This window comes from Nonomuraea sp. NPDC049419 (genome assembly GCF_040676995.1).
Taxonomy (GTDB): domain Bacteria; phylum Actinomycetota; class Actinomycetes; order Streptosporangiales; family Streptosporangiaceae; genus Nonomuraea; species Nonomuraea salmonea.
Genome location: NZ_JBFAQB010000003.1, coordinates 734,910 through 759,112, shown reverse-complemented (window position 1 = coordinate 759,112; position 24,203 = coordinate 734,910). Strand labels below are relative to the sequence as shown.

Sequence of the window (24,203 nt, the reverse complement as noted above, 5' to 3'; positions counted from 1 at the left end):
GGTGGCGCCTGGCAAGGTCTTCCCGTGGCTCAACCTCTGAAGGAAATGATCAACCACGGGTCGGTGTCCGTGCTGGCCGACGGGCTGTCCGCGGCATGGGCGGCGTTCCCGCGCGAGCGGTTCGTGGAGCAGGCGGTCCACGGGCTCGACGGCCTGGAGCTGAAGGCCCGGGTCACCCACGTCGCCGCCGCGCTCGACGAGGCGCTGCCGCTGCCCTACCCGCAGGCGGCCGAGATCGTCCGTGAGGCGGCCGGGCGGGTGAAGCTCGACATGTGGAGCGGCTGGCCCGCCACCGAGCACACCGCCCAGCGGGGCCTCGACCACCTCGACGACGGGATGCGCACGCTGGCCGTGCTGACGCCGTACGCGACGGGCGAGTTCGCCGTACGCCCCTTCCTTGAGCGTCACCGCGACGACGCCCTCAAGATCATGCACGGGTGGGCCGGGTCTCCTGACGAGCACCTGCGCCGCCTGGCCTCCGAGGGTTCCCGCCCGAGGCTGCCGTGGGCCACGCGGGTGTCCTGGCTGATGACGCCGGGGCCGACGCTCCCGCTCCTCGACCGGCTGCGCGACGACGCGAGCGAATATGTTCGCCGCTCGGTCGCCAACCACGTCAACGACCTCGCCAAAGACCACCCCGAGGTCGCGCTCGGCCTGCTGGCCCGCTGGCGCTCCGACGGCGGCTCGCACGTGGAGCGGGTGCTGCGTCACGCCGTACGCGGCCTGCTCCGCGCCGGCCACCCCGAGGCCCTGGCCCTGATGGGCGCCACCCCGGGCAGCGGCTCGGTGGACACCTTGGCGCTGGAGTCCGACACGGTGGCGGTGGGCGGCAAGCTGGCCTTCGCGGTCACGGTGACGGCGGGCGCGGCGGGCCCTGTGCTGCTGAAATACGCGATCAGGCGAGCGGGCTCGCGCCGCGTGTTCCATCTGGGCCAGCGCGACGCCGACGAACCAGGAGCGCGGTTCACCGTACGCAAGACCCACTCGTTCCGCCCGGTCACCACCCGCGACGAGCCGCCGGGCGCCCGAGAGCTCGACGTCATCGTCAACGGCCGCGTAGCCGCCACCATCCCCTTCACCCTGACCCCCGCACCCGTGACGGCCTAGGCTCGAACACCATGACCTCAGACGACAGCGACCCTGACGACAGACGCTTGCCCGGCCACGCTCCCCGGACACCCCGCCTGACCGACACCGACCTGCTGCGCATCGAGGTGGGCGTCATCTGGCGCCTCGACGAACGCGGCCGCCTTCCCGGCCCCGAAGACATGGTGATCGGCGTACCCGCCACGGGCCCGACCACCCCCAGCGTGCCCGCCCCCGGCTCCACCGCCCTCGGCCCGACCACCACCAGCGCCCCTGCCACCGGTCCGGCCATCACCGGCGTGCCCGGCACCGGCCTGACCGCTCCCGCAGCAGACCGTGCCCAGCCCGACGGGGCGGCGGCCACCGCCGCGCCGGATGACGCCCCCTCCGACGGCCTGGACACCGCCGGGCCGGAGCACCTCCACACGGGCGGGCTGACCGCCGCCGTGGCGGGCCACCTCCCCGACGAGCTGGCCGAGCGCCTGCTCGGAGCCGTGTCGTCGGGAGGCGGGCGCTTTCCGGAGGTGCTGGCCACGTGCAGGGCGATGCTCGGCGGTGACCGGGTCACCCTGTCTGAGGGGTTCAGCTATGTGGTGGAGGGGCCGGTGCGGTTCGACGTACCCGCGGAGGTGGTCACGTCGGCGTCGGAGGCGCACGCCCGGCTCGTACGTCCGCTGCGCCCCGCCGAATGGGCGCCCGGCGAGTGGGACGAGCTGGTCGCGGGCGGCGAAGGAGCCCCGTGGGCGATGATCGTGGAGGACGGCGAGGTGGTGTCGATCTGCCACACCGCCCGCAACACCCCGGGAGGCGCCGAGGCCGGCACGTGGACCTCCCTCGCCCACCGCGGCCGAGGCCACGCCGCCGCCACCACCGCCGCCTGGGCGAGCCTGCTGCCGGGCGTCCGGCTGTACTACAGCACGAGCGCCGACAACCGCTCCTCCCAACGCGTAGCCGAACGCCTCGGCCTCCGCCTGATCGGCCACCTCTGGAAGCTGACCGTTCGGAGAATCTGAGTGATTCTCTTGCCTGCTTCGCTGGCATCTGCCTCGATCGCTCGAGGTCTTACGTCGCCTCCACAGGCGTTTAGCGTCTCCGGGGAACTGCCCGGCGACGTGGGCTATGCCGCGGCCTGCTCGAGGTTCATGGCCTGGAGCAGGTTGCGGGCGGCGTTGACGTCACGGTCGTGCTCGCGTCCGCACCCGCACGTCCACGCCCGATCCGCCAAGGTCAGATCCCGGTTGACAGCCCCGCAGCCGCCGCAGAGTCTCGAGGACGGGTACCAGCGGTCGGCCGCCCACACGCTCGAGCCGTACCAGCGGCTCTTGTACGCGAGCTGGCGCAAGAACTCGCCGAACCCCAGATCGCAGATCGCGCGGGCCAGCCGCCGGTTGGCGACCATGCCGGTGACGTTCAGCGTTTCGACGGCGATGGCCCGCTTGGATCTCGCGAGCATCGTCGTCGTCTTGTGCAGGAAGTCCCCCCGCCGATGAGCCACCTGGAGATGAACCGTGGCCAGACGTCGGACGGCCTTGGCCCGGTTGCTCGAGCCGGGCTTCTTGCGTGAGACCGCTTTGCCTGCTGTGCGGAGTTTACGCAGGCTGGCCTTGAGCGGCTTGGGGGCCTGGATCTCGGTGACGGTGCCGTCGTCGTCCACGATCGTGGCGAACGTCGTGATCCCGACGTCGATCCCGCACGCCGGCGCCTCTGCCGCGACCGTCCGCCGCTCGTTGACGTCCGTACGGTCGATCTCGAGCTGGAACGACACCCACCAACGCCCGGCCTGCTCGCGCACGGTGGCGCCGACGACCCGAGCGCGCCCGCCCGCGATGCGACCGGTCAGCCACGACATGTCCTCGCGCGTGCGCACTATCCCGACGCCGGGAACGCGGACAAGCCGAGAAGACTCAGGCCGGGCACGGTCAGCGTCATAGCGGAACCTCAAGCCGTGCTTGCGCGTGCGCCAGCCCGGAAACCCGGCCTTACGGCCCTTCCTCTTCCCCGATCTGGAGTCGAAGAAGTTCCTGAACCCGGCCGCCCGGACCCGGCACGCCTCCTTCGGCACCCTGGAGGACAAGCCCTCCCCGGTGAACCACGGGAAGCGGGCGCGGTGCTCTGCACGCCACATCCGCTCCAGCGCGGGAGCCGACCACGGAATGGGTGTCAGATCCTCCTCCGGCACGCCGTAGGTCTTCTCCGCCTCCCGCTGGGCGAGCGCGGCCTTCACCTTCTCCAGGCAGAAGTTCTCCACCACCCGCGACAGGCCCGCGTGCTGGGCGAGTCGGACACGCTGCTCAAGCGTCACAGCCAGCTCCACGCGGTATCCCTGCCGATCGCTCATACCGCCTCCCGCACCGCGCGCAAGGCCGCCCCGGTGCAGCGCGATGCCGAGCGGCGCCCGTACAAGCGGGCATGGATCATGTCGCGGACCAGATCGTCGTCGACATCGGCGCGGCTTCGTCGTCGTCGATCACGACGATGCGCCGCCTGCTCGCCTCGAATGCGACCGGCAGCTGCTCGAAACCGAACCTGGCCGCCCGGTCACGATACTCGACCACGATCAACGACGCGGACGGGTCGCGCAGCAGGCGGGTCCTGGTGACCGGGACCGGCATCTTCCCCTCTCGTGCCCACTGCCAGGCGGTCGGGTAGTGCACGCCGTTCCGCCGCGGCCATTCGGAAGGCTTCACACCCTCACAATGGCAGAGAGGAACTGACGCAAGCTGCTAATTCCACTAACAGTGACAACCCCCTGACTCCTCCGGGCAACGGCCCTTCACGCGCCTGTGGGTGCGCTCCAGAGGCGGTGGTGGCGTTACAGGCGTAGGGATAGGGCTTCGGCGTCTGAGAGGGTGGTGCGGGTGGCGAGGCGGCGGCGGGCGCGGACCTCGGCGCTCGTGCGGGGGCGGGGCTTGGGTTGGCGTCCGCAGCCGCAGGGCTCGAAGCCCTCGTAGCGGAGGCCCGCCGTCAGCACTGCCTCCACTGCTCGCCATCGGCGCTCGTCACCACGGCGGGGTGCGGCGAAGTCGTGGCCGGCGTAGTGCATCGGTCTTTGGCAGCCGGGGCAGCGGGGGTCCTGACGCCGCCAGGGCTGCTTGAAGCTGCGGCGGCATGGCGGGCACACGTAGTGGACCTTGTAGTGGACCATCGCGTAGGTGCACATGATCTCGTCAGCGTAGCGGCCCGCGCCCCGATCACTCGCGAGGGTTTTCCTTCAGGCGGGTGGACAAGCCGTCGAGGATCAGGTCCAGGCCCAGGCCGAACTGGGTGTCGAAGTCGCCGTCGTCCACCTGGGCCTGGTGGCCCAGCTCGGACTCGTGGCGGTGCAGGTGGTCGGCTACGCGGGCGCGGAGTTCGGCGTCGGCGGCCAGGGTGCGGATCGTGGCCCACCAGGTGTTCTCCGCGGCGACGAAGCCGTACAGGTAGGAGGAGAGCGTGCCGATCGCGGCGGTCAGCGCGGGGCCGTGCAGGCCCTCGCGGGCGAGCGTGCCGTAGATCGCGCGGGAGCCGGCGAGCGCGTTCGGGCCCAGCAGGGGCCGGGTGGCGATGAGGGCGGGCATCCACGGGTGGCGGCGCATGACGGCTCGGCTCCTGACCAGGTGATCGGTCAGGAGGTCGCGCCACGGGCCGTCCGCCGGAGGTTCGCCGATCTCGCCGATGGCTTCGTCGAGGGCGAGGTCGAGGACGTCCTCCTTGCTGCGGACGTACTCGTACAGGGACATCGTCCCCGCCCTGAGGCGGGCGGCGAGTGCCCGCATCGAGAAGCCGGCCACGCCCTCGGCGTCGAGGAGCTCGACGGCGGCGGTCACGATGCGCTCGCGGGACAGGCGGGGCCGGCGCGGGCGGGCGTCGTCGCGGAACCAAATGCTCTCCGGCATCGGCGCGTCCTTCCGTGCACTGTACGGAAAACCGTACGGCTAGCGTAGGCCGCCCTCGTGAGATCCCGACAGGAAGGAAGGGACGGCATGGACTGGCGGCGAGAGCACGCCCTGCTGGCGCTGCGGCTCAACCGGCTCCTGACCGGTGGCGTGACGGGCACCGCGCTCATCTATGAGGGCCCTGAGGCATGGCGCGAGCTGGTCGCCGGAGAGCCGCCCGCGTCCGCCGGCGCGCTCGAGGAGGAGGCGGCGCGGCTGCTGGAGTCGGCGCCTGACGCCTATCTGGCCGCCCAGGTACGGGCGATGCGCGCCGCCGCCCGGTACGTGGGCGGGGAGCGGGCGCCGCTGGCCGAGTACGCGCGGGAGTGCCTGGGCCTGGAGCCGCGGTGGGTGCCGGAGGAGGTGTTCGGGCGGGCGCACGACGAGCTGGACCGGGCGCTGCCGGGTACGCGGGGCTCGCTGGCGGAGCGGTGGCGGGCCTGGCAGGCGGCGTACCGGCTGGACCCGGTCGAGCTCCTGCCCCAGCTGGTGGAGCTGGCGGTGGCCGAGACCAGGGCGCGGACGAACGCCCGGATCGTGCCGCTGCCGCCGGACGAGGTGGTGCAGTGCAGGCTGGTGAGCGGGGTGGCCTTTCACGGGGCCGGGGCGTACGAGGGCGGGCACAGGTCCACGATCCACATCAACACCGACATCCCGTTCAACCTGGCGGATCTGCTCTATCTGGTCGCGCACGAGGGTCATCCCGGGCACATCGCCGAGTCGATGCTCAAGGGCGAGGAGGTGCGGTTCATGCTGTCGCCGTCGTTCGTGCTCAGCGAGGGGCTGGGGCTGGTGGCCGAGGAGCTGCTGTTTCCGGAGAACGAGGCCCGCGACTGGCTGAACGCCATCGCCCTGCCCATGGCCGGGCTCCCGCCCATCGACGGTGACCTGGCCGCCGTGCACCACGCCAAGAACGTGCTGTGGGGCGTATGGGGAAACGTCGCGTTCATGGCAGCGGAAGGACGCGGCGAGGCGGAGCTGACGGCCTACCTGCGGCGCTGGGCCCTCGTCACCGAGGAGGAGGCCAAGGGGGCGCTGGGCATCCTCCAGCCGTCGCCGATGAGTCCGTACATATTCGGATATTTCCACGGATGGGAACTGGTGCGCCGCTGGGCGACCGGTCCCGAGCGGACACGCCGCCTGCTCACCGAACGCCTCCTCCCCACCGCCCTCACCTGACCTCGCAAAAGGCACCTTGCCGAAGACCCCCGCGCCCGCCGACGTCATGCGGGGCAGGCGCGGGCGGCAGGGCCACCGGGCGCAGGCGCGAGGGCCCCCAGGCTCAGGCGGAAGAGCGGCGGGGTCAGGAGGAGCGGCGGGTGATCAGCTGCTCCACCCCATCAAGCAGTAGCCCCAGCCCGAACGCGAAGTCCGCGTCGTCGGTCCACCCGGCGGCCCCCCGCATCGCCCCGCCCCGCATCGCGGCCGACAGCGCCGGATAGGTGGCGGGGTCGAGCATCTCGGCCAGCAGCTCACCGTAGTCGTCCGCGCCCTCGACGCCGCTCTGGTCGAGCTCGCGGAACCCGGATTCGGCGGCCCTGGCGAGGGCCGCGTCGGTCAGCGCGTAGCCGGTCAGGGTGCTGGCCACGTTCACCTTCTCGCCGTCGTCGAGCCCGGTGCCGGCCAGCGCGGCCAGCGCCCGGTCGAGCCAGAGCAGCCGCCTGGGGCCGAGCGGCGGGGCGTACTGGGTGATCGACAGCAGCCACGTGTGGCGCAGCAGGATGTCGCGCTGGGCGCGGGTCCACAGGGCGAGGTAGTCGCGCCAGGAGAGCCCCGCCGGGTCGGGCGGCTCGGGGGCCACGCCGTCGGCCATGCAGGTGAGCAGGTCGTCCTTGCTGTCGACGTAGCGGTAGAGCGCCGTGGTCGCCACCCCTACCCGCGAGGCGACGGCGGCCATGGAGACGCCGGCCAGGCCCTCGGCGTCGGCGATCTCGATGGCGGCGGTGGTGATCGTGGCCAGGTCGAGCCGGGGACGCGGCCCCCGTCGGGGCACCGGCTCGCGCCCCCACATGCGTCGCAGCATCGGCGGCAACGACCGCTCCTCCGCCATCCGGCCCTCCTCCTTGACGCCTCCCTAGGATTCTGCATTACTCTGAAAACTATGAACGCAATACACAGTACGTCATACACAATTAACGCGAGGGGGCTCGTCAAAACCTTCGGAGAAGGCAAGAGAGTGCTGGACGGCGTCGACCTGACGGTGCCGGCGGGCTCGTTAGTGGCGCTGCTCGGCCCGAACGGCTCCGGCAAGACGACGACCGTGCGCATCCTGACCACGCTGCTCGCCCCCGACGCGGGCACGGCCACGGTGGCGGGCCACGACGTGCGCACCGACGGGGTGGCGGTGCGCCGCGCGATCGGGCTGACCGCGCAGCAGGCCACCGTGGACGACCTGCTGACGGGAAGGGAGAACCTGGAGCTGTTCGCCGGCCTGCACCACCTGGGCAGGCGACGGGCACGCGAGCGGACGGCCGAGCTGCTGGAGCGCTTCGGCCTGGTGGAGGCGGCGGACCGGCGGGTGGGGACGTACTCGGGAGGCATGCGCCGCCGCCTCGACCTCGCCGCCGGGATGGTGTCGGCACCGCCGATCCTGTTCCTGGACGAGCCCACGACCGGCCTCGACCCGCGCAGCAGGGCCGAGCTGTGGACGGTGATCAGGGAGTTGCTCGCCCAGGGCACCACCATCCTGCTCACCACGCAGTACCTGGAGGAGGCCGACCAGCTCGCCGAGCGCGTCGTGCTGCTCAACGGCGGGCGCGTGGTCGCCGACGGCTCCCCCGCCGCGCTCAAGCGTCAGGTCGGCGTCGAGCGGCTGGCGCTGCGTCCCGCGAACCCCGCCGATCTGGGCCGCGCGTGCGCCGCGCTGCCCGGCGCGCACCCTGACGCGGCGGGCGAGCTGACGCTGGCCCTCCAGGACCCCGACCACCTGCGGCGCACCCTCGACGCGCTGCACCGGGCCGGCGTCGCCGTCGAGCGCGTACGCCTGCGCACCCCCACCCTCGACGACGTCTTCCTGGAACTGACGGAGGCCGCATGAGCACCCCGATGATCGACGCGGCGGGCGACCTGCGCCGCCTGGTGGTCCGCGACCTGCGCCGCGACCTGCGCGTGCTCGACGGCCTCATCATCAGCACGGCCCTGCCCGTGATGATCATGATTCTCTTCGTGTACGTCTTCGGCGGCGCCATCACCACCGGCTCCAGCGGCCTGGAGTACGTCGACTTCGTCGTCCCCGCCGTGCTGCTGATGTCCGGCGGCTACGGCGCCGCGCTCACGGCGGTGACGATCTGCGAGGACATGACGGCCGGCATGATCGACCGCTTCCGCACCCTGCCGATCGGCGGCTGGGTGGTCCCGGCGGGTCACGTGGTGGCCTCGGTGATCCGCAACGTGGCCGCGTCGGCCATCGCGCTGGCCGCGGCGCTGCTGCTGGGCTTCCGCCCGGACGCCTCCCCTGCCGACTGGGCGCTGGTGCTGGCCCTGGTGACGGGTTACGTGCTGGCCCTGTCGGCACTGGCCGCCGTGTGGGGGCTGCTGGTCAGGTCGTCGCAGGCGGCGGGAGCGTTCAGCTTCGTGGTGTTGTTCCTGCCGTACCTGTCGGACGGCATCGTGCCCGCCGAGACGATGCCCGGGGTGCTGCGCGACTTCGCGCTCGCCCAGCCGCTCACGCCGATCATCACGGCCCTGCGGGCGCTGCTGCTCGACCAGCCCATGGGCGCGTCGGGCGGGGTGGTGGCGGCGTGGCTGGCGGGCGCGGTGGCGGCGGCGCTGCCGGTGGCGGCCGTGTTGTTCCGCCGCAGGACGGCCGGCCGCTAGGGCGCGAGGCCGGCCAGCACGGTGTCGACGACGCGCTGCCCGAGGTCGGGCGGCAGCCCTTCGGCCGGGCTGCGCTTCGTCTGGTACATCATCGTGCCGGAGATGATGGCGAGCGCCATGTGCACGTCGAGGTCGCGGCGCAGCTCGCCGGTGGCGATGCCGCGCTCGATGACCGCGCGGATGGCCGCCCGCCGCGGCTCGACGGCCCGCTTGACGAAGCGCTCCATCAGGCGCGGGTAGCGGTCGGCCTCGCTCATCGCGATGTTGAGCACGCACCGGTTGCGTGCGTCGCTGCCGTCTCTGCTCATGCTGTCGACCAGCGCGATCAGGTCGTCGCGCACGGACGTGCCGGGCAGCGGCGGCACCGGCGTCTTGAGCGTGGACAGGGCGTCGGCGACGAGGTCCTCTTTGTTGGCCCAGCGCCGGTAGATGGTGGTCTTGCCGACTCCCGCCCGCGCGGCGATCGCCTCGATGGTCAGATCGGACATGCCCAGGCCCTCGGCGATCATGTCGAGGGTCGCCTCGATGATCGCCTTCTCGGCCTTCTCGCTGCGCGGACGGCCCGCGGGGCGGGCGGTCCCGGTTTGCTGGATCGACATCGCGGCCTCACCATACATCTCCGGCGCGGGCGCCATCAGCACCGCGCCGCTCTCGGGGGCAGGAGGAGGCACAAAAGCCTCCTCCTATCCCTTCCCGTGATAAACGGTACGTGCCCACCGACATGTCCGTCATCCTCCCGAGGACGACAGCACCGGCTCCCTGTTCTCGGCGTGCTTGGCGAGCCGCGGCTTTCCCGGCATCCACACGGCCACCACGACGATGCCGAGCAGCCCGATCGCCGCCGAGACCAGCGCGGTCACGTGCATGCCGTCGACGAAGGCGGTGAAGGCCGGCTGCACCAGCGCCTGCCCGCGCTCGCCGAGCTCCTGCACGACGCCCATGGTCGCCATGATGGACTCGCCCGCGGCGTGCCGCGCGCCTTCGGGCAGCACGGCCAGCGCGGGCGCGATCTCGCCGCGGTAGCTGGACGACAGCACCGAGCCGAGCACGGCCACGCCGAGCGCACCGGCCACCTGCCGGACGGTGTTGCTCATGGCCGAGCCGACGCCGGCCTTCTCGCGGGGCAGCGACTCCATGATGGCGGTGGTCGCCGGCGGCATGATGTTGGCCATCGCGGCGCCCTGCACGAAGAAGATGACCTCGATGAGCACGATCGGGGTGTTCTGGTCCATGAACGCGTAGCTGCCGAGCGCGAACGTCACCACGATCATGCTCAGCGTGGCCGACAGCTTGGCACCCAGCCGCTCGGTGACCCGCTGGCTGAGCGGCGCGAAGATGAGCTGCGCCGCCGCGAACGGGATCATCAGCGCGCCCGCCTGCACCGGCGTGAAGCCCAGCACGATCTGCAGGTAGAACGTCAGGAAGAACATCCCGCCCATCATCGCGAAGAAGACGATGCCCATCATGCCGATGGCCGAGCTGAACCGGACGTTGGTGAAGCTGCGCACGTCGAAGACGGGGTGGTCGATGCGCCGCTCCCACCAGACGAAGACGGCCAGCACCGCCACGCCGAACAGGGTCGGGACCAGCACCTCGGCGCTGGCGACGGTGGCCAGCTCGCCGCCGCGGATGATGCCGTACACGATGGCCACGAGCCCGATGATCGACAGCACCACGCCGACGGGGTCGAGCCTGGACGGCTTGGGGTCGCGCGACTCCGGCACGAGAGTCGCGATGAGGATCATGCTGACGATCACGATCGGCACGTTGATGAGGAAGACCGAGCCCCACCAGAAGTGCTCGATGAGCAGGCCGCCGGTGATGGGCCCGATCGCGACGGCGAGGCCCACGCCGCCGGCCCACACGCCGATCGCCTTGCCGCGCTCGCCGGGCGGGAACACGTTGGAGATGATCGCCAAGGTGGCCGGCATGATGGCCGCGCCGCCGATGCCCATCGCCGCCCTGGCCAGGATCAGCTGCATCGGGTCCTGGGCGTAGGCGCTGGCGAGTGAGGCCAGGCCGAACAGCGCCATGCCGATGAACAACATGCGCTTGCGACCGGTCCTGTCACCGATCACGCCGAAGGTGAACAACAGTCCGGCGAACACCAGGGTGTAGGAGTTGATCGCCCATTCGAGCTCACTCTGGGTGGCGCCCAGCCCCACGGTCTCGTCGGCGATGGTCTTCATCGCGACGTTCAGGATCGTGTTGTCCAGCACGACCGCCAGCAGGCTGAACACCAGCACGCCGAGGATGCCCCATCGGCGTGGATGTCCCGTCATCGGGTCCATGAAGAAGTCCTTAATTTCGATACGACAGAGTTTCGCAACGCCACCGTATCGCGAGCTATTTCCGATACGCAACGGTCCCGTTTCGTAACTACCGTGTGAACGGCGGCCCTCATCCCGGCGACGCGAGGGGTGAAGTAGCAGGTCACAGCTTCGGGAAAGCCCGCAGCCGGGGTTCACGGAACCCCGGCTGCGGCAGCGAGGGTGAGAACACTCACACCGGATCGGGCTCGGTGGCCACGACCTTCTCCGTGATGGGAACGGTCAGCACCGTCGGCTCCGACGGGTGGCGGCGCCAGAAGGGCAGGGCGATGAGCACCATCACCACGCCGACCAGCCCGGCCACCGCGAAGGCCCACGACGGGCCCACCCCGTCGATGACGGCGCCCGCGATCGGCGCCGAGACCGCGCCGCCGATCAGCAGCGCCGTGCCGTGCAGGCCCATCGCCTCACCCCTGGCCGCGCTCGGCACCCACCGGCTGAGCGCGTCGACCGTGGACGACAACGACGGCGCGCACAGCAGCCCCGCCGGCAGCAGCGCCAGGACCACCCAGTGCCACCCGCCGCCGACCAGCCCGACCGGAACGGTGAGCAGCCCCATGCCGCCGATCAGCACCAGCGGCGAGAAGCCCCGCGACAGCCCGCCGTAGACGAAGCCGCCGACCAGCGAGGCGCCGCTCCAGACGGCCACCGCGAGGCCCACCCACGCGGTCTGGCCCGCCTCGTTGATGGTGGCGACCAGCGACAGCTCGGACGCGGTCAGCACGAACGTGGCGGCGGCGACCGTGCCGAGCAGCGCCACGAACCCCGGCGTGAGCCACTGCCGCCTGGGCACCCGCACGCCCTGCGCCGCGGCGTCCTCCTCCGCCGACCTGGTGGGCGGGTTGAGCGCGATCAGCCCCAGCCCGGCCACGGTGAGCCCGGCGCCGATCGCGGCCATGGTCACCCCGCTGCCGAACGTGGTGATGCCCGCGACGGCCAGCGCGGGCCCGACCATGTAGGACACCTCGACCAGCATCGAGTCGAGCGCGAACCCGCTGCGCCGCCGGTCGACCGGCACCATCGCGGCCAGGCACTGCCGGGTCACGCTGAACACCGGCATGCCGAGCAGCCCCGCGAGCGCCGTCGCGGCGAGCAGCGCGGGGAACGGCAGCGACCACGCGCACGCCCAGAACGCGGCCTGGGCCACGGTCGTGACGACGAGCACGGGACGCAGCCCGTGACGATCGACGAACCTGCCCGACAGCGGGGAACCGATGGCCATGCCGATCGTGCTGACCGCGGTGATCACCCCGGCTCTGCCGTATCCCAGGTCGAGTGTGGTGGCGACGTGCAGGGTCAGTGCCATCGCGGTGGCCGTGGACGGCACCCGCGCCAGCAGCCCCACCAGGAGCAGCGTGGGCACGCCAGGGATCTTGAGCAGATTTCGGTAAGGGTCGAGAGCCATGAACGTTCGTTACCTCCGCACAGATTCTGGCAAAGGCCACCGACGTTTTCGCCACCGGTTTTCCGCGTGCCATCATCGAGGGAGTCCGGGGACGCAGCAGGGCGCCTCGAGACGTTTCTGGAGGGTTGTCACATGTCCTCTTCAACCACGCTGTACGGCGGCGCGTCCGGCCGCCGCGTCACCGTCCGCGACCTCACCGCCGCCAAGCAGCGCGGAGAGCGGTGGCCCATGGTCACCGCCTACGACGCCATGACGGCGAAGGTGTTCGACGCGGCCGGCATCCCCGTGCTGCTGGTCGGCGACTCGGCGGCGATGGTCGTCTACGGCTACGACTCCACGCTGCCGGTCACGATGGACGACCTGCTGCCGCTGACCGCGGCCGTGGTCCGCGGCTCGTCGCGCGCGCTCGTGGTGGCCGACCTGCCGTTCGGGTCGTACCAGGGCTCGCCGCAGCAGGCGCTGGAGTCGGCGGCCAGGTTCATGAAGGAAGCGGGGGCGCACGCGGTCAAGCTGGAGGGCGGGCGCCGGGTGCTGCCGCAGGTCGAGGCGCTGGTCTCGGCCGGCGTCCCGGTGATGGCGCACCTCGGCCTGACCCCGCAGTCGGTCAACGTGATGGGCGGCTACCGCGTCCAGGGGCGCGGCCAGGCGGGCGACGAGCTGATGGCGGACGCCAAGGACCTCGAGCGGGCCGGGGCGTTCGCGGTGGTGCTCGAATGCGTGCCGGCCGATCTCGCGCAGCGGGTGACGACCTCGCTCGCGATCCCGACGATCGGCATCGGCGCGGGGGCGGCCACCGACGCGCAGGTGCTGGTCTGGCAGGACCTCATGGGGCTGACGCCGCGCCCGGCCAAGTTCGTCAAGCGCTACGCCGACCTCGGCGCCGAGCTGGACCGGGCGGTGCGGGAGTTCGCCGGCGACGTGGTGTCGGGTGCCTTCCCGGCACCCGAGCACACGTACAGCTGAGAACTAGTTCTCGGCGGTGAGCGTGGCGGGGTCGGTGTTGGAGCCGCACACCACCACCGCCACGCGCTCCCCCGGCTCCGGCCGGTAGGCGCCCGACAGCAGCGCCGCGTAGGCGGCCGCGCCGGCGTGCTCGGCCGCCACCCGGTGGCGCTCCCAGAGGGTGCGCCGCGCGGCGATGATGGCCTCGTCGCTCACCAGCACGCTCTCCACCCGGGGGTCGTTCAGGATCTGGAACGCCAGCCCGCCGATCCTGCTGGCCCCCAGCGCGTCGGCCCCCACGCCGCTGACCTCGACCGGCACCGGCTCGCCGGCCCGCAGCGCCGCGTTGAGCGTGGGGATGCGCTCGGGCTCGACGGCCACGATGCGCGGCCCCGACACCGACGTGCCCACCGTGATGCCGGCCGCGAAACCGCCGCCGCCGACCGCCGCCAGCACGGTGTCGACGGCACCGGTCTGCTCGATCAGCTCCAGCCCGGTCGTGCCCTGGCCCGCCACCACCTCGGGCTGGTCGTAGGCGTGCACGGACAGCGCGCCGGTCTCTGCGGCCCGCTTGGCCGCGGCCTCGGCCGCCTCGGCGTAGATGGCGCCGGTCTGGGTGATGTGCGCGCCCAGCCGCTCCAGCCCGGCCACCTTCACCGGGCTGGTCACGGTCGGGACGAAGATCTCCGCCCGCACGCCCAGCGCGCGCGCCGCGAACGCCACCGCGAGCCCGTGGTTGCCGCCGCTGGCCGCGATGACCCCGGCGGCGGGCAGGTCGCCGGCGGACATGATGCGGTTGAAGGCCCCGCGCACCTTGAAGGAACCGGAGTGCTGCAGCAGCTCCAGCTTGAGCCAGAGCCGCGGTGCGACCTCGATCACGGGTGTGCGCAGGACGTGCCCGGAGATCCGGGCGGCGGCCGCCGCGACGCCCGCGTGGGTGACAGTGGTCAAGATTCCCCCTTTGATCGTCGCGTTCCAGGCTATGCCAGGGCCCGCTGGAGGTCCGCCCACAGGTCCTCGGGGTGCTCGATGCCGACGGCGATGCGGACCGTGCCCTCGCCGATGCCGCTGCGCCGCAGCTCCTCGGCGTTGAGCGAGCGGTGGGAGGTGGTCGCCGGGTGCAGGATCAGCGTCTCGACACCGCCCAGGGAGGGGGCGAGCAGCGCCAGGCGTACGGAGCTCATGAACCGCTCCCCCGCCTCCCGCCCGCCGGTCAGGTCGAAGGAGAACACGCCGCCGCATCCGGACAGCAGCTTGCCGGCCAGCTCGTACGACGGGTGCGAGGCGAGGCCGGGCCAGTGCACGGCGGCGACCGCCGGGTGCTCCTCCAGCCGGGTCGCCAGGATGCGGGCGTTGGCGCAGTGGCGTTCCATGCGCAGCGCCAGCGTCTGCATGCCGCGCAGGGTGAGCCAGGCCGCGAACGGGTCGGGCGAGGCGCCCAGCTCGATGTTGAACCGCCACACCCGCTGGTACAGCTCCTCGTCGGCGAAGACCGCGATGCCGCCCACCACGTCGGTGTGCCCGGACAGGTATTTGGTCGAGGAGTGGACCACGATGTCGGCCCCGTGCTCGATCGGCCGGCACAGCAGCGGCGAGGCGAACGTGTTGTCCACCACCGACAGGATGCCCAGCTCGCGGGCCGTCGCGCACATCGCGGGCAGGTCGGCGACCAGCGTCATCGGGTTGCTGATGGTCTCCATGTAGAGGAGCTTGGTCTGCGGCCGTACGGCGGCCCGCAGCGCGGCCGGGTCGTTCTCCGGCACGTACGAGACCTCCATCCCGAACCTGGCGACCAGCTCGTTGAGCATGGCGGCGGTGCCGCCGTACAACGAGTTCTGGGCCACCATGTGGTCACCGGGCTTGAGCAGGCCGAGCAGCACGGTGTTGATCGCGCCCATGCCGGAGCCGGTGGCGATGGCGCCCGCGCCGCCCTCCAGCCCGGACACCGCCAATTCCAGCGAGCGCACGGTCGGGTTGCTGTAGCGCCCGTAGAAGAAGGACTTGTCCGGGCGGCCCATCGACTCGGCCATCAGGGCCGGGTCGTCGAAGACGAACCCAGAGGTCTGGTAGATGGGCACGGCGATGGGACGGCTGCCCTCGACGGGGACGTGCGGCACGTGTACGGTCCGCGTTTCTGGCCGCATTTCGGATGACATTTCGGACTTATCAGCAGATGTGGCCTGGGACTGCGCCTCGGGGCGGAAATCGTTCATACCAGCAGGATCCCCTGTCGGACCTTCCGATGGCAGACCCGGGGTGGGACATGGGGTCCCGCTGCTTTTCGCGAGCGGTGAACACCCCGCCCACGCTGCGCCTCCACCGTCCTGGCGTCCCGCTCTGTCCCGGGCCTCTGTAAGGGTGGAGGGCATGCAGACGACGTTCGTACTCGTGCACAGCCCCTCCGTCGGCCCCTCGACGTGGGCGCCCGTGGCCGAGTCACTGGAGCGGCGCGGGCACGCGGCCGTGGTGCCCGACCTGACCGGCATCAGCGCGGGCGGCGCCCCCTACTGGCCGCGCGTTGTCGAGGCCGTACGCGCCGCGACCCCGTCCGGCGGGCCCGTCGTGCTCGTCGCCCACAGCAACGCCGGGTTCTTCCTCCCCGTCATCAAGGAGGGGCTCGGCGACCGGGTGGTGGCCTGCGTGTTCGCCGACGCGCACGTCCCGCCCGGCGAGGGGCTGATCACGACGGCCGAGAAGGAGTTCCTGCCGTTCCTGCGCGACCTCGCCGGCCCCGACGGCATGCTCCCCCGCTGGACCGACTGGTGGGACGAGGAGGACGTCGTGGCCATGCTGCCCGACCCCTCCGTCCGCATCCGGGTGGCCGGAGAGCAGCCCCGCCTGCCGCTCGACTACTACACCCAGCCCATCCCCGTCCCCGCCGGGTGGGACGAGGTCAGGTGCTCGTGCCTGTGGTACAGCCCCGGCTACTCCGCCGCCGCCGAGCGCGCGGCCGAGCGCGGCTGGCCGGTGACCCGGCTGCCCGGCCTCCACCTCCATCAGCTCATCGATCCCGACGGGGTCACCGACGCGCTGCTGAAGCTCTCCAGGAAGTCGTGAATTCCTCACTGCCGCCCGCGCCGGCCGCCCGCGAAGGTGGACGGCATGAATGCGATCGACGTGCGCGGGCTCCGCAAGAGCCACCAGGGTTTCGAGGCGGTGAAGGACATCTCGTTCGAGGTGGCGGAGGGGGAGATCTTCGCGCTGCTCGGCAGGAACGGCGCGGGCAAGACCACCACGATCGAGGTGCTGGCCGGCTTCCAGCGGCCCGACGCGGGCACCGTACGCGTGCTCGGCCTCGACCCCGTCACCGACCGCGCGGCCGTACGCGGGCGGGTCGGCGTGATGCTCCAGGAGGCCGGGTTCTTCCCTGACCTGACGGTCGCCCAGACCGTCGACACCTGGCGCGACTTCACCGCCGCGCCCCGCCCCAGCGACGAGGCGCTGGAGCTGGCGGGCCTGACCGCCAGGTCCGGCACCCGTGTCCGCCAGCTCTCGGGCGGCGAGAAACGCAGGCTCGACCTGGCGCTGGCCCTGCTGGGCCGCCCCGACCTGCTGTTCCTCGACGAGCCCACCACCGGCATGGATCCGGAGGCGCGCGCCGCCACCTGGGCCGTCATCCGCGGCCTCGCCCGGCAGGGCACCACGATCCTGCTGACCACCCACTATCTGGAGGAGGCGCAGCGGCTGGCGTCCGCGCTGGCCATCATGGACGCCGGCCGCATCGTCGCCGCCGGCGGCATGGCCGAGACGCTGGCGGCGGCCGGCGGGCGGGTGACGTTCCTGCTGCCCGCCCACGTGACGCCCGATGACCTGCCGCTGCCCGTCACCGTCGAGGACGGGCGGGCGGTCTGCTGCGCCGATGACCCCGACCTGGCCGCGCAGACGCTGCTGACCTGGGCCGCGGGGCGCGGCCTGCGCCTGGAGGGCCTGGAGGTGCGCCAGGCCACGCTCGAAGACCTGTTCATGGAGACCGCTGTGAAGAACGCCGTGGACAACGCCGTGGAGGACCCGCGATGAGCCTGGCCGCCACCTACCGCCTCGGCACCCGCCTGTTCTGGCGCGACCGCGCCACCCTGTTCGCCTCGGTGGTCACGCCGGTCGGCCTGGCCGTCGGCCTGCCCGCCCTGATGGCGCGCGTCGCCTCGGCGGAACACGCCACGACGACCTTCCAGGGCACGATCGCGCTGCTGCTGGCGATCACCGCGTTCATGAGCGTCACCGTGGCGCTGACCGCCCGCCGCGACCAGCTCGTGCTCAAGCGGCTGCGGGCGACCTCGCTCACGGACGGGCAGATCCTGGCGGGCCAGATCGCCAGCACGGCCACGCAGACCATGGCGATGATCGTGCTGTGCACGGTGGCCGTGCGGTTCACCGCCGGCGTCCCGCTGCCCGCCCATCCGGTGGCCTTCGCCGTCGCGACGCTCGCGGGGTCCGTCGTGCTGGCGCTGCTCGGAGCGGCGTACACGGTGCTCGTGCCGCGCGCCGAGCTGGCCGCCGTCTTCACCATGCCGGTCTTCCTGCTCTGCGGGGTCGCGGCCGGCGCGATGGGGCCGATCCCGCTGCCCGGGTGGCTGTACGCGGCCCTCGGCCTGCTGCCCACCACCGCCGTCGTGCAGGCCGTCAGGACCGGCGACCTGCTCGTGCCGCTGCTCAACCTCGCCGCGTGGACGGTGCTCGGGCTCGTCGTGCTGCGCGTCTGGTTTCGCTGGGAACCGCGGAGGTCTTAAGGTCTACGACGTGCTCCCCTCCGCCGCCCAGCGGCTGGCGAGGTGGCTCATCACCGCCGTCGCCTGCGCCTACACGGTGATCACGCTGACCCACTTCCAGAACGGCGTGGCGTACGGGCTCCCGGCCGCCGCCACGATGGTCGCCGTGCTCGCCGCCCACTTCGTCAACATGCGGGCGGGCCTGCGCGACGAACGCCCGCCCCTCCACCCGCTGCCCCTGGTGCTCCAGGCCGTCGTCACCTACCTGCCCGACCTGACCCTGCCCGGCGGCGGGTCGGCGCTGGCCGCGCCGCTGCTGGCCGGGGCGCTGCTGGTGTTCCTGCCGCTGCCGTGGGGCAGCGCGCTGATCGTCCTCATGATGCTGTACGAGGGCTGGGCGCTGTGGGCGGGCCCCGGGTTCGCCTTCCTCACCGCGTTCTACGTCATGACCGTGCCGACCACGGGGGCCATGACGTACGCGCTGGTCCGGCTCACCCGCGTCACCGCGGAGCTGCAGGAGGCCAGGGCCGAGCTGGCGGACGCCGCGGTGCTCAAGGAGCGGCTGCGGATCTCCCGCGACCTGCACGACGGGCTCGGCCGCAGCCTCACCGCCATCGCACTCAAGGGCGACCTGGCCGGCCGCCTCATCGAGCGCGACCCCGCCTCCGCCCGCACCGAAATCGGCGAGCTGGTGCAGGTGGCGAGGGAGGCGGCCCAGGACGTACGGCAGGTGGCGCGGGGCTACCGGGCGATGTCGCTGTCCGGCGAGGTGGACCGGGCGGTGGCGCTGCTGGAGTCGTCGGGGGTGAGCGTGCAGGCCCACCTGGCGCACGCGGCGCTGCCGGACAGGTCGGAGCAGGCGCTGGCGTGGGGGGTGCGCGAGGGGGTCACGAACATCCTGCGCCACAGCCGGGCCACGACCTGCACGATCACCACGTCCGTCCACGGGGGGACGGCCCGGCTGGAGATCGCCAACGACGGCGCCGAGCCCCCAGAACCCGGCACGACCGGTGGCGGGCTCGTTCCGGGAGCCGGGACTGGGGCCGGGGCCGAGACCCGGACTGGGGCTGGGATTGCCCGTGGGGCTGCGGGTGCAGGTGTAGCTGGGGGTGCGGGTGGTGGGCTGACGGGGCTCGCCGAGCGGGCCGCCCAGGCCGGCGGCACCTGCACCGCCACGCCCACCGACGGCGGCTTCGTCCTCGCGATGGAGGTGAGCGCGTGATCAGGGTGCTGCTCGCGGAGGACATGCACATGATCCGCGCCGCGCTCACCGCACTGCTGCGGCTGGAGAGCGACATCGAGGTGGTCGCGGAGGTCACCAAGGGCGACGAGATCGTCCCCGAGGCGCTGCGGGTGCGGCCTGACGTCGCGGTCGTGGACATCGACCTGCCGGTGGTCGACGGCATCACCGCCGCCGCGACGCTCAGGGAGCGGCTGCCGACCTGCCGGATCCTGGTGCTGACCGCCATGGGGCAGCCGGGCAACGTGCGCAGGGCGCTGGCCGCCGGCATCGAGGCGTTCCTCGTCAAGGACGCTCCGGGCGACCGGCTCGCCGACGCGATCCGGCGTACCGCCGCCGGGCTGCGCGTCCTGGACGCCGAGCTGGTCTCGGCCGCCATGGAGTACGGCGAGAGCCCGCTGACGCCCAGGGAGACGACCGTGCTGAAGGAGGCCGCAAGGGGCGCCTCCGCCGAGGACATCGCCGCCCGCCTGCACCTGTCGCCCGGCACCGTGCGCAACTACCTCACGGGCGCCATCACCAAGACCGGCGCCCGCAACAAGATCGACGCCATCCGCATCGCCCAGGACGCCGGCTGGCTCTAGGCCGCCGTACCAGGCGCCGTGTCTGGTGCTGTGTCAGGCGCCGGCCCAGATGTCGGCTCAGATGCCGGCCCAGATGCCGGCTCAGATGTCGGTGATGCGGATGCCGGCGTGGGCCTTGTAGCGGCGGTTGATGGAGATGAGGTTGGCGGTGAACGCCTCGATCTGGTAGGCGTTGCGCAGCCGCCCGCCGTACACGCCGCGCACCCCGGGGATGGCCTCGGCCAGCGCCTGGACGGCGTCCGTGGCCTCACGGTCGTCGCCCAGCACCAGCACGTCGAGATCGACCTTCTCGACGGCCGGGTCGAGCAGCAGCACGGCGGACACGTGGTGGAACGCGGCCACCACTCGGCTGTCCGGCAGCACGGCGGCGGCCTGCTCGGCGGCGCTGCCCTCCTCGACCGGCAGCGCGTAGGCGCCCTTCTTGTCGAAGCCGAGCGGGTTGACGCAGTCGACGACGATCTTCCCGGCCAGCTCGCTCCGCAACGACTCCAGCAGCGCCTTGTGCCCCTCGTACGGCACCGCGATGATCACGATGTCGGCCCTGGTCGCCACGTCGGCGTTCTCGCCCCCGCTGGCGCCGGCCCCGATGGACTCGGCCGCCTCCTGGGCGCGCTGGGCGTTGCGGGAGCCGATGAGCACGGGGTGTCCGGCCAGCGCGAACCTGCGGGCGAGCCCCTTGCCCTGGTCGCCGGTGCCGCCGAGGATTCCGATGGAAAGCTTGTTCACGTCTGCCATAACCAGATCATGTCAGGATCGCTTCCCGCCGGCGTGCCGGGCGCCTCCGTGTCCCGGCCCCGAGCGGGGCCGGGACGAATCGGGTCAGCAGTTGCCGAACGCGGGCAGCCCCAGCATGCGCAGGGCCAGCCACTCGATGGCCAGCGGGCCGCCCTCGATGGCGCCCGTCACGTGGTTCGGCGCGGGCAGCGAGGCCCAGCGCACGTTCACGCCGGCCCGGCAGTACTCCGAGCGCAGCGCCGACCCGACCGCGAGCGGGATGATCTCGTCGCCGCGCCCGTGGTAGAGGAACACCGGCACCCGCGGCGGCGTGCCGCCGAGCCGGTTCTCGGCCAGGCGGGCGAGCCACTTGGGCTGGTTCATCAGGTCGATCGGGCTGATGTCGGAGAAGCGCAGCCCGGCGAGCTTGCTCAGGTCGCCCACGCAGTCGTCGGCCGCGTCGGCGAGCAGCGCCCTGCCCCGGTCGTTGAGGTCGGCCTCCAGGTCCAGCTCGGGATAGGCGGCGTCCAGTCCCACCCCTGCCGCGGCGGCCAGCCCGAAGTTCGGGCCGCCGTCGAGGTTGCGGGCCACCGCGCCGAGGTCGGCGGGCACCCCGCCCGCGGCGACGCCGCGCAGCCGCAGCTCGGGCGCGTACGACGGCTGGAGCTGCGCCGCCCACCCGGCGGACGCGCCGCCCTGGGAGTAGCCCATGATGCCGACCGGCGCCTGGGCGGACAGCCCCGCGGCGGGCACGCGGGTGGCGGCCCTGATCGAGTCGAGCACGGCGTGCCCCTGCGAGAGGCCCGCCATGTACGTGTGCTGCCCCGGCGTGCCGAGCCCTTCGTAGTCGGTGATCGCGACCGCGTACCCCTTCAGCAGGAACAGGCTCACCAGCGCCAGCTCGGCCTCGCGGCCCTGGCTCATGCTGACGGACGGCGCGCACTGGTCGCCGAGCCCGTGGGTGCCGACGGCGTACCCGATGATCGGGCGGCGGCCGAGCGGATACGACGCCTTCGGCACGAGCAGGGTGCCGGAGACCGTGTTGGGCGTGCCGATGGCGGAGGTGGAGGTGTAGCGCAGGTGCCAGGCGTTGACCGGGACTTCGAGCAGCTTGCCCGGCAGCAGGTAGACCGTGGTGGGCTGGGCGGAGACGACGTCTCCCGCCGCCGCGGCGCGGGCGGGCGCCGCGACGAACGACATGATCGATAACAGGGTCAGGAACATGCTGACGCGCACACGTAAGGTCATGTGCCGCCCCTCTCCGTGAGGTCTGCGCTTGGGGGACGGCGGCGCCGCGAGCCCGATCGTTACCCGAGGGTAACTCCATGTCAAGGCCCGAAATGACGGAGAAACACGTTCCGTGTCAATACGTCACATGGGAACCAGACACCCCGCGCCCGGTCCGTCAGGCACCATGGAGGCATGGACTCAGGATCGGTGGCCCTCCTGCGCGAACTCCTGGCCGAGACCGGCTGGCTCGAACGCGCCCGCGAGCTGGGCCTGGCCCTGCGCGCCACCCGCTCGCCCGGCGGGCTGCTGCTGGTCGGCACCCCCGACGACGAGCCCTGGCACCTGACCGCCCACCTCGCCGACGAGGCCAGGTTCTCCGGGCTGTCCCAGCTCACGCCCACGCTGCTGCGCTGGGCTCCGCCGCCCGACGCGCCGCCGCACCTGCGGGTCGGGCTCGACCGGCTGGAGCAGGCGGGGCGCGGGGAGACGCTGTTCGTGCTGGCCGAGCAGCAGGCTCCGGTGCCGCTGCTCGAACGCGTCGACGACGCGCGCCGTACGGGGGCGACGATCCTGGCGATCGAGGGCGGCGACCGCGAGCTGGCCGGGCTGGCCCACGACGCGATCGCGGTGCCGCGCGACGGGCTGGTGACGTTCGACGGGGCTCAGCACCTGGTGAGCGCGGCGGCCGGCGAGGCCGACCAGCGCCCTGGACTGCGCGAACGCCTCGCCCGCCTCCTCGACAAGGTCAGCGGCCCCCGCCTCACCGACTGACATCTCACGGCTGGTCGGCGGAGAGGCGGGCGCGCAGGGCCGGGGCGAGGGCGGCGGTGGCCTCCTCGATGGCCTTGATGACCACGGCCTGGACCGGGTCGGGCTCGCCTGAGCGGGTGCGGCTCACCCGGGTGACGGTGTCCAGGCGGCGGGCGCCGATGTCGCGGATGTCGCTCACGCGTACCTCGCCCTCGGGGACGTCGAGCAGCGCGAGCTCCGGCACGATCGCCACCCCGTGCCCGGCCGCGACCAGCGCGAGCGTCGGCCCGAACTCGGTGATGACGTGCACCTTGCGCGGCTCGGACCCGTGCAGCCCCGCCAGCCGCTCCAGCGCCTGCCCGCACGCCTGCGCGGGGTCGCCCGCCACCCACGGCCGCCGCATCAGGTCCTCGACCGTGGCCGGCGGGTCGGGCCAGGAGGGCGGCACGACGACGCGGTATTCGTCGACGTAGAGCAGGCGGGTGGTCAGCGACGGCAGCGACAGCGGCGGCAGGCCCATGTCCTGCTCGGTGATGAGCACGTCCACCGACCCCAGCCGCAGCTCCTGCAGCGCCGGTTGCCCGTAGATCTCGCGGATGACCGGCATGATGCGCGGATGGCGCCGGGCCAGCTCCCGCATCGCGGGCACCAGCACGTGGGTGATCACCGTGGGGAACGCGGCGATGCGCACGGGACCGGCCAGGCGCTCGGTGAAGCGGGTCAGCTCGCGCTTGGCCTCGGTCAGCTCCTCCTCCACCCGGTCGGCGTACCCTGCCAGCACCCGCCCCGCAGGCGTCAGCGAGACGCTGCGCTGGGAGCGGTCGATGAGGGGCAGGCCGACCTCGCGTTCGAGCTGGGCCAGCTGCTGCGAGACGGCGGACGGGGTCAGGTGCAGCGCCTCGGCGGCCCGCGCGACGCCGCCACGCCTGGCCACCTCACGCAGGACGCGTAATCGCCGGGGGTCGATCTCCATGTAGGACAGCTTAGGCCCGGAGCGAAGGTTTCTTTAATTGTGCTTCAGTGCCCGTAGTGCGCAGACTGTCGCCCATGGATCTCCTGCTCGACGCCGTCGGCTGGGCCGGCGCGGCCCTGCTGCTGGCCGGCTACGCCCTCGTCTCGTCCGCCCGTCTGTCGGGCGACGGGCTCGCGTACCAGCTGATCAACCTCGGCGGCTCCGTCGGGCTGATGATCAACAGCGCGTACAGCGCTGCCTGGCCGTCGGCGGCGCTCAACCTGATCTGGGCGGCCATCGGGGTCACCGCCCTGGTCAAGCTGGCCAGGGCGGTGCCGAGGGCGGCAGGACGTCAGTCGTCGTCCTGATCGGCCTCGTCCCACGCCTTGTTGCGGTCGGCGGCACGCTGCAACGCTCCTGCCGCCTCCTGCTCCGACGCGTAAGGGCCCATCCGATCCTTGTTGGGGCAGCCCTGGTCGGGCTCGACCCGCATGTGCTTGAGACAGAACCACCACTGGCCTTCGCTCACGGGGT

Annotated in this window: 26 protein-coding genes and 1 pseudogene; 13 read left to right on the top strand and 14 right to left on the bottom strand. The window is 72.4% G+C overall.

Annotation, left to right across the window (positions count from 1 at the left end; all coding sequences use genetic code 11):
• The first annotated feature begins 24 nt into the window (after positions 1–24).
• Together AB0K12_RS13450 and AB0K12_RS13445 are read left to right on the top strand one after the other, a co-directional pair.
• On the top strand, positions 25–1,107 hold the full coding sequence (locus tag AB0K12_RS13450; RefSeq protein ID WP_364559530.1) for a hypothetical protein: 1,083 nt from the start codon (positions 25–27) through the stop codon (positions 1,105–1,107).
• A gap of 11 nt (positions 1,108–1,118) precedes the next feature.
• The gene (locus AB0K12_RS13445) at positions 1,119–2,099 is read left to right on the top strand and encodes a GNAT family protein (RefSeq protein ID WP_364559528.1); all 981 of its coding nucleotides are present in this window, start codon (positions 1,119–1,121) and stop codon (positions 2,097–2,099) included.
• 104 nt (positions 2,100–2,203) lie between these two features.
• Here the strand turns inward: AB0K12_RS13445 and AB0K12_RS13440 are convergent, their stop codons facing one another.
• The 4 genes and pseudogenes from AB0K12_RS13440 to AB0K12_RS13425 form a co-directional block, all read right to left on the bottom strand.
• Positions 2,204–3,424, bottom strand: a complete 1,221-nt coding sequence (locus tag AB0K12_RS13440; protein ID WP_364559525.1) for an RNA-guided endonuclease TnpB family protein — start codon at positions 3,422–3,424, stop codon at positions 2,204–2,206.
• Positions 3,421–3,671 (bottom strand): annotated as a pseudogene (locus tag AB0K12_RS13435) (IS607 family transposase); the annotation flags it as partial. The gene AB0K12_RS13440 and the pseudogene AB0K12_RS13435, both read right to left, overlap by 4 nt.
• A 227-nt stretch (positions 3,672–3,898) precedes the next feature.
• A complete protein-coding gene (locus tag AB0K12_RS13430; RefSeq protein WP_364559522.1) occupies positions 3,899–4,246 on the bottom strand; it encodes a hypothetical protein in 348 nt (115 codons plus the stop codon).
• Positions 4,247–4,277: 31 nt separating this feature from the next.
• A complete protein-coding gene (locus AB0K12_RS13425) occupies positions 4,278–4,961 on the bottom strand; it encodes a TetR/AcrR family transcriptional regulator C-terminal domain-containing protein (protein WP_364559519.1) in 684 nt (227 codons plus the stop codon).
• Positions 4,962–5,048: 87 nt separating this feature from the next.
• Here AB0K12_RS13425 and AB0K12_RS13420 point away from each other — a divergent pair, with 87 nt between their 5' ends.
• Positions 5,049–6,179: a hypothetical protein gene (locus tag AB0K12_RS13420; RefSeq protein ID WP_364559517.1), complete on the top strand. Its 1,131-nt coding sequence runs from the start codon at positions 5,049–5,051 to the stop codon at positions 6,177–6,179.
• A 124-nt stretch (positions 6,180–6,303) separates the two neighbouring features.
• On the opposite strand, the gene AB0K12_RS13415 is transcribed toward AB0K12_RS13420, so the two are convergent.
• Positions 6,304–7,050 carry a TetR/AcrR family transcriptional regulator gene (locus AB0K12_RS13415; protein ID WP_364559514.1) on the bottom strand — a complete coding sequence of 249 codons (747 nt, stop codon included), beginning with the start codon at positions 7,048–7,050 and terminating at the stop codon, positions 6,304–6,306.
• A 51-nt stretch (positions 7,051–7,101) separates the two neighbouring features.
• Between AB0K12_RS13415 and AB0K12_RS13410 the strand changes: the two genes are divergently transcribed.
• Both AB0K12_RS13410 and AB0K12_RS13405 read left to right on the top strand, forming a co-directional pair.
• Positions 7,102–8,037: an ATP-binding cassette domain-containing protein gene (locus AB0K12_RS13410; RefSeq protein ID WP_364559512.1), complete on the top strand. Its 936-nt coding sequence runs from the start codon at positions 7,102–7,104 to the stop codon at positions 8,035–8,037.
• Positions 8,034–8,816, top strand: a complete 783-nt coding sequence (locus AB0K12_RS13405; protein ID WP_364559509.1) for an ABC transporter permease — start codon at positions 8,034–8,036, stop codon at positions 8,814–8,816. Before AB0K12_RS13410 ends, AB0K12_RS13405 begins: the two co-directional genes overlap by 4 nt.
• Here AB0K12_RS13405 and AB0K12_RS13400 read toward each other — a convergent pair.
• From AB0K12_RS13400 to AB0K12_RS13390, 3 genes are all read right to left on the bottom strand, one after another.
• Entirely contained in the window at positions 8,813–9,487 is a 675-nt protein-coding gene (locus AB0K12_RS13400; RefSeq protein ID WP_364559506.1) for a TetR/AcrR family transcriptional regulator, read from the bottom strand. The genes AB0K12_RS13405 and AB0K12_RS13400 overlap by 4 nt on opposite strands.
• Before the next feature lie 57 nt (positions 9,488–9,544).
• Complete coding sequence (locus AB0K12_RS13395; protein WP_345400762.1) at positions 9,545–11,107, bottom strand: MFS transporter; 1,563 nt, start codon at positions 11,105–11,107, stop codon at positions 9,545–9,547.
• Positions 11,108–11,318: 211 nt separating this feature from the next.
• Positions 11,319–12,551 carry an MFS transporter gene (locus AB0K12_RS13390; RefSeq protein ID WP_364559503.1) on the bottom strand — a complete coding sequence of 411 codons (1,233 nt, stop codon included), beginning with the start codon at positions 12,549–12,551 and terminating at the stop codon, positions 11,319–11,321.
• Between the two features lie 132 nt (positions 12,552–12,683).
• Between AB0K12_RS13390 and panB the strand changes: the two genes are divergently transcribed.
• A complete protein-coding gene (gene panB / locus AB0K12_RS13385) occupies positions 12,684–13,514 on the top strand; it encodes a 3-methyl-2-oxobutanoate hydroxymethyltransferase (RefSeq protein ID WP_364559500.1) in 831 nt (276 codons plus the stop codon).
• A gap of 3 nt (positions 13,515–13,517) precedes the next feature.
• Here panB and AB0K12_RS13380 read toward each other — a convergent pair whose 3' ends face one another.
• Together AB0K12_RS13380 and AB0K12_RS13375 are read right to left on the bottom strand one after the other, a co-directional pair.
• Positions 13,518–14,444, bottom strand: a complete 927-nt coding sequence (locus AB0K12_RS13380) for a serine/threonine dehydratase (RefSeq protein ID WP_364559498.1) — start codon at positions 14,442–14,444, stop codon at positions 13,518–13,520.
• Between the two features lie 29 nt (positions 14,445–14,473).
• The gene (locus AB0K12_RS13375) at positions 14,474–15,637 is read right to left on the bottom strand and encodes an aminotransferase class I/II-fold pyridoxal phosphate-dependent enzyme (RefSeq protein WP_364559495.1); all 1,164 of its coding nucleotides are present in this window, start codon (positions 15,635–15,637) and stop codon (positions 14,474–14,476) included.
• 223 nt (positions 15,638–15,860) lie between these two features.
• Between AB0K12_RS13375 and AB0K12_RS13370 the strand changes: the two genes are divergently transcribed.
• The 5 genes from AB0K12_RS13370 to AB0K12_RS13350 are packed head-to-tail and all read left to right on the top strand — an operon-like array spanning position 15,861 to position 20,023.
• Positions 15,861–16,550 carry an alpha/beta hydrolase gene (locus AB0K12_RS13370; RefSeq protein WP_364559492.1) on the top strand — a complete coding sequence of 230 codons (690 nt, stop codon included), beginning with the start codon at positions 15,861–15,863 and terminating at the stop codon, positions 16,548–16,550.
• A 45-nt stretch (positions 16,551–16,595) separates the two neighbouring features.
• Positions 16,596–17,510: an ABC transporter ATP-binding protein gene (locus AB0K12_RS13365; protein WP_364559489.1), complete on the top strand. Its 915-nt coding sequence runs from the start codon at positions 16,596–16,598 to the stop codon at positions 17,508–17,510.
• On the top strand, positions 17,507–18,220 hold the full coding sequence (locus AB0K12_RS13360; RefSeq protein ID WP_364559487.1) for an ABC transporter permease: 714 nt from the start codon (positions 17,507–17,509) through the stop codon (positions 18,218–18,220). The genes AB0K12_RS13365 and AB0K12_RS13360 overlap by 4 nt, the downstream gene beginning before the upstream one ends.
• Positions 18,221–18,230: 10 nt before the next feature.
• A complete protein-coding gene (locus AB0K12_RS13355) occupies positions 18,231–19,421 on the top strand; it encodes a histidine kinase (RefSeq protein WP_364559485.1) in 1,191 nt (396 codons plus the stop codon).
• The gene (locus AB0K12_RS13350) at positions 19,418–20,023 is read left to right on the top strand and encodes a response regulator transcription factor (RefSeq protein ID WP_364559482.1); all 606 of its coding nucleotides are present in this window, start codon (positions 19,418–19,420) and stop codon (positions 20,021–20,023) included. The genes AB0K12_RS13355 and AB0K12_RS13350 overlap by 4 nt, the downstream gene beginning before the upstream one ends.
• 81 nt (positions 20,024–20,104) lie before the next feature.
• Here AB0K12_RS13350 and npdG read toward each other — a convergent pair whose 3' ends face one another.
• Together npdG and AB0K12_RS13340 are read right to left on the bottom strand one after the other, a co-directional pair.
• A complete protein-coding gene (gene npdG / locus AB0K12_RS13345; RefSeq protein ID WP_364559479.1) occupies positions 20,105–20,758 on the bottom strand; it encodes an NADPH-dependent F420 reductase in 654 nt (217 codons plus the stop codon).
• 84 nt (positions 20,759–20,842) lie between these two features.
• Positions 20,843–21,985 carry a lipase family protein gene (locus AB0K12_RS13340; protein ID WP_364559476.1) on the bottom strand — a complete coding sequence of 381 codons (1,143 nt, stop codon included), beginning with the start codon at positions 21,983–21,985 and terminating at the stop codon, positions 20,843–20,845.
• A 174-nt stretch (positions 21,986–22,159) separates the two neighbouring features.
• Here AB0K12_RS13340 and AB0K12_RS13335 point away from each other — a divergent pair, with 174 nt between their 5' ends.
• The gene (locus tag AB0K12_RS13335) at positions 22,160–22,738 is read left to right on the top strand and encodes a hypothetical protein (protein WP_364559474.1); all 579 of its coding nucleotides are present in this window, start codon (positions 22,160–22,162) and stop codon (positions 22,736–22,738) included.
• Between the two features lie 4 nt (positions 22,739–22,742).
• On the opposite strand, the gene AB0K12_RS13330 is transcribed toward AB0K12_RS13335, so the two are convergent.
• Positions 22,743–23,690, bottom strand: coding sequence for a LysR family transcriptional regulator (locus tag AB0K12_RS13330; RefSeq protein ID WP_364559472.1), 948 nt, complete (start codon positions 23,688–23,690; stop codon positions 22,743–22,745).
• A 74-nt stretch (positions 23,691–23,764) separates the two neighbouring features.
• Here AB0K12_RS13330 and AB0K12_RS13325 point away from each other — a divergent pair, with 74 nt between their 5' ends.
• The gene (locus AB0K12_RS13325) at positions 23,765–24,037 is read left to right on the top strand and encodes a hypothetical protein (protein WP_364559470.1); all 273 of its coding nucleotides are present in this window, start codon (positions 23,765–23,767) and stop codon (positions 24,035–24,037) included.
• On the opposite strand, the gene AB0K12_RS13320 is transcribed toward AB0K12_RS13325, so the two are convergent.
• Entirely contained in the window at positions 24,022–24,198 is a 177-nt protein-coding gene (locus AB0K12_RS13320; RefSeq protein ID WP_185112781.1) for a hypothetical protein, read from the bottom strand. The genes AB0K12_RS13325 and AB0K12_RS13320 overlap by 16 nt on opposite strands.
• Positions 24,199–24,203: the final 5 nt, after the last annotated feature.

What these genes read in the sequence shown, in the direction of transcription:
- AB0K12_RS13365 (WP_364559489.1), top strand. Translation starts at nt 16,596, where the DNA reads ATGAATGCGATCGACGTGCGCGGGCTCCGCAAGAGCCACCAGGGTTTC.
- AB0K12_RS13340 (WP_364559476.1), bottom strand. Translation starts at nt 21,985, where the DNA reads ATGACCTTACGTGTGCGCGTCAGCATGTTCCTGACCCTGTTATCGATC.
- AB0K12_RS13440 (WP_364559525.1), bottom strand. Translation starts at nt 3,424, where the DNA reads ATGAGCGATCGGCAGGGATACCGCGTGGAGCTGGCTGTGACGCTTGAG.
- AB0K12_RS13430 (WP_364559522.1), bottom strand. Translation starts at nt 4,246, where the DNA reads ATGTGCACCTACGCGATGGTCCACTACAAGGTCCACTACGTGTGCCCG.
- AB0K12_RS13415 (WP_364559514.1), bottom strand. Translation starts at nt 7,050, where the DNA reads ATGGCGGAGGAGCGGTCGTTGCCGCCGATGCTGCGACGCATGTGGGGG.
- AB0K12_RS13335 (WP_364559474.1), top strand. Translation starts at nt 22,160, where the DNA reads ATGGACTCAGGATCGGTGGCCCTCCTGCGCGAACTCCTGGCCGAGACC.
- AB0K12_RS13420 (WP_364559517.1), top strand. Translation starts at nt 5,049, where the DNA reads ATGGACTGGCGGCGAGAGCACGCCCTGCTGGCGCTGCGGCTCAACCGG.
- AB0K12_RS13330 (WP_364559472.1), bottom strand. Translation starts at nt 23,690, where the DNA reads ATGGAGATCGACCCCCGGCGATTACGCGTCCTGCGTGAGGTGGCCAGG.
- AB0K12_RS13325 (WP_364559470.1), top strand. Translation starts at nt 23,765, where the DNA reads ATGGATCTCCTGCTCGACGCCGTCGGCTGGGCCGGCGCGGCCCTGCTG.
- panB (WP_364559500.1), top strand. Translation starts at nt 12,684, where the DNA reads ATGTCCTCTTCAACCACGCTGTACGGCGGCGCGTCCGGCCGCCGCGTC.
- AB0K12_RS13445 (WP_364559528.1), top strand. Translation starts at nt 1,119, where the DNA reads ATGACCTCAGACGACAGCGACCCTGACGACAGACGCTTGCCCGGCCAC.
- AB0K12_RS13405 (WP_364559509.1), top strand. Translation starts at nt 8,034, where the DNA reads ATGAGCACCCCGATGATCGACGCGGCGGGCGACCTGCGCCGCCTGGTG.
- AB0K12_RS13425 (WP_364559519.1), bottom strand. Translation starts at nt 4,961, where the DNA reads ATGCCGGAGAGCATTTGGTTCCGCGACGACGCCCGCCCGCGCCGGCCC.
- AB0K12_RS13370 (WP_364559492.1), top strand. Translation starts at nt 15,861, where the DNA reads ATGCAGACGACGTTCGTACTCGTGCACAGCCCCTCCGTCGGCCCCTCG.
- AB0K12_RS13390 (WP_364559503.1), bottom strand. Translation starts at nt 12,551, where the DNA reads ATGGCTCTCGACCCTTACCGAAATCTGCTCAAGATCCCTGGCGTGCCC.
- npdG (WP_364559479.1), bottom strand. Translation starts at nt 20,758, where the DNA reads ATGGCAGACGTGAACAAGCTTTCCATCGGAATCCTCGGCGGCACCGGC.
- AB0K12_RS13410 (WP_364559512.1), top strand. Translation starts at nt 7,102, where the DNA reads ATGAACGCAATACACAGTACGTCATACACAATTAACGCGAGGGGGCTC.
- AB0K12_RS13395 (WP_345400762.1), bottom strand. Translation starts at nt 11,107, where the DNA reads ATGGACCCGATGACGGGACATCCACGCCGATGGGGCATCCTCGGCGTG.
- AB0K12_RS13360 (WP_364559487.1), top strand. Translation starts at nt 17,507, where the DNA reads ATGAGCCTGGCCGCCACCTACCGCCTCGGCACCCGCCTGTTCTGGCGC.
- AB0K12_RS13375 (WP_364559495.1), bottom strand. Translation starts at nt 15,637, where the DNA reads ATGCGGCCAGAAACGCGGACCGTACACGTGCCGCACGTCCCCGTCGAG.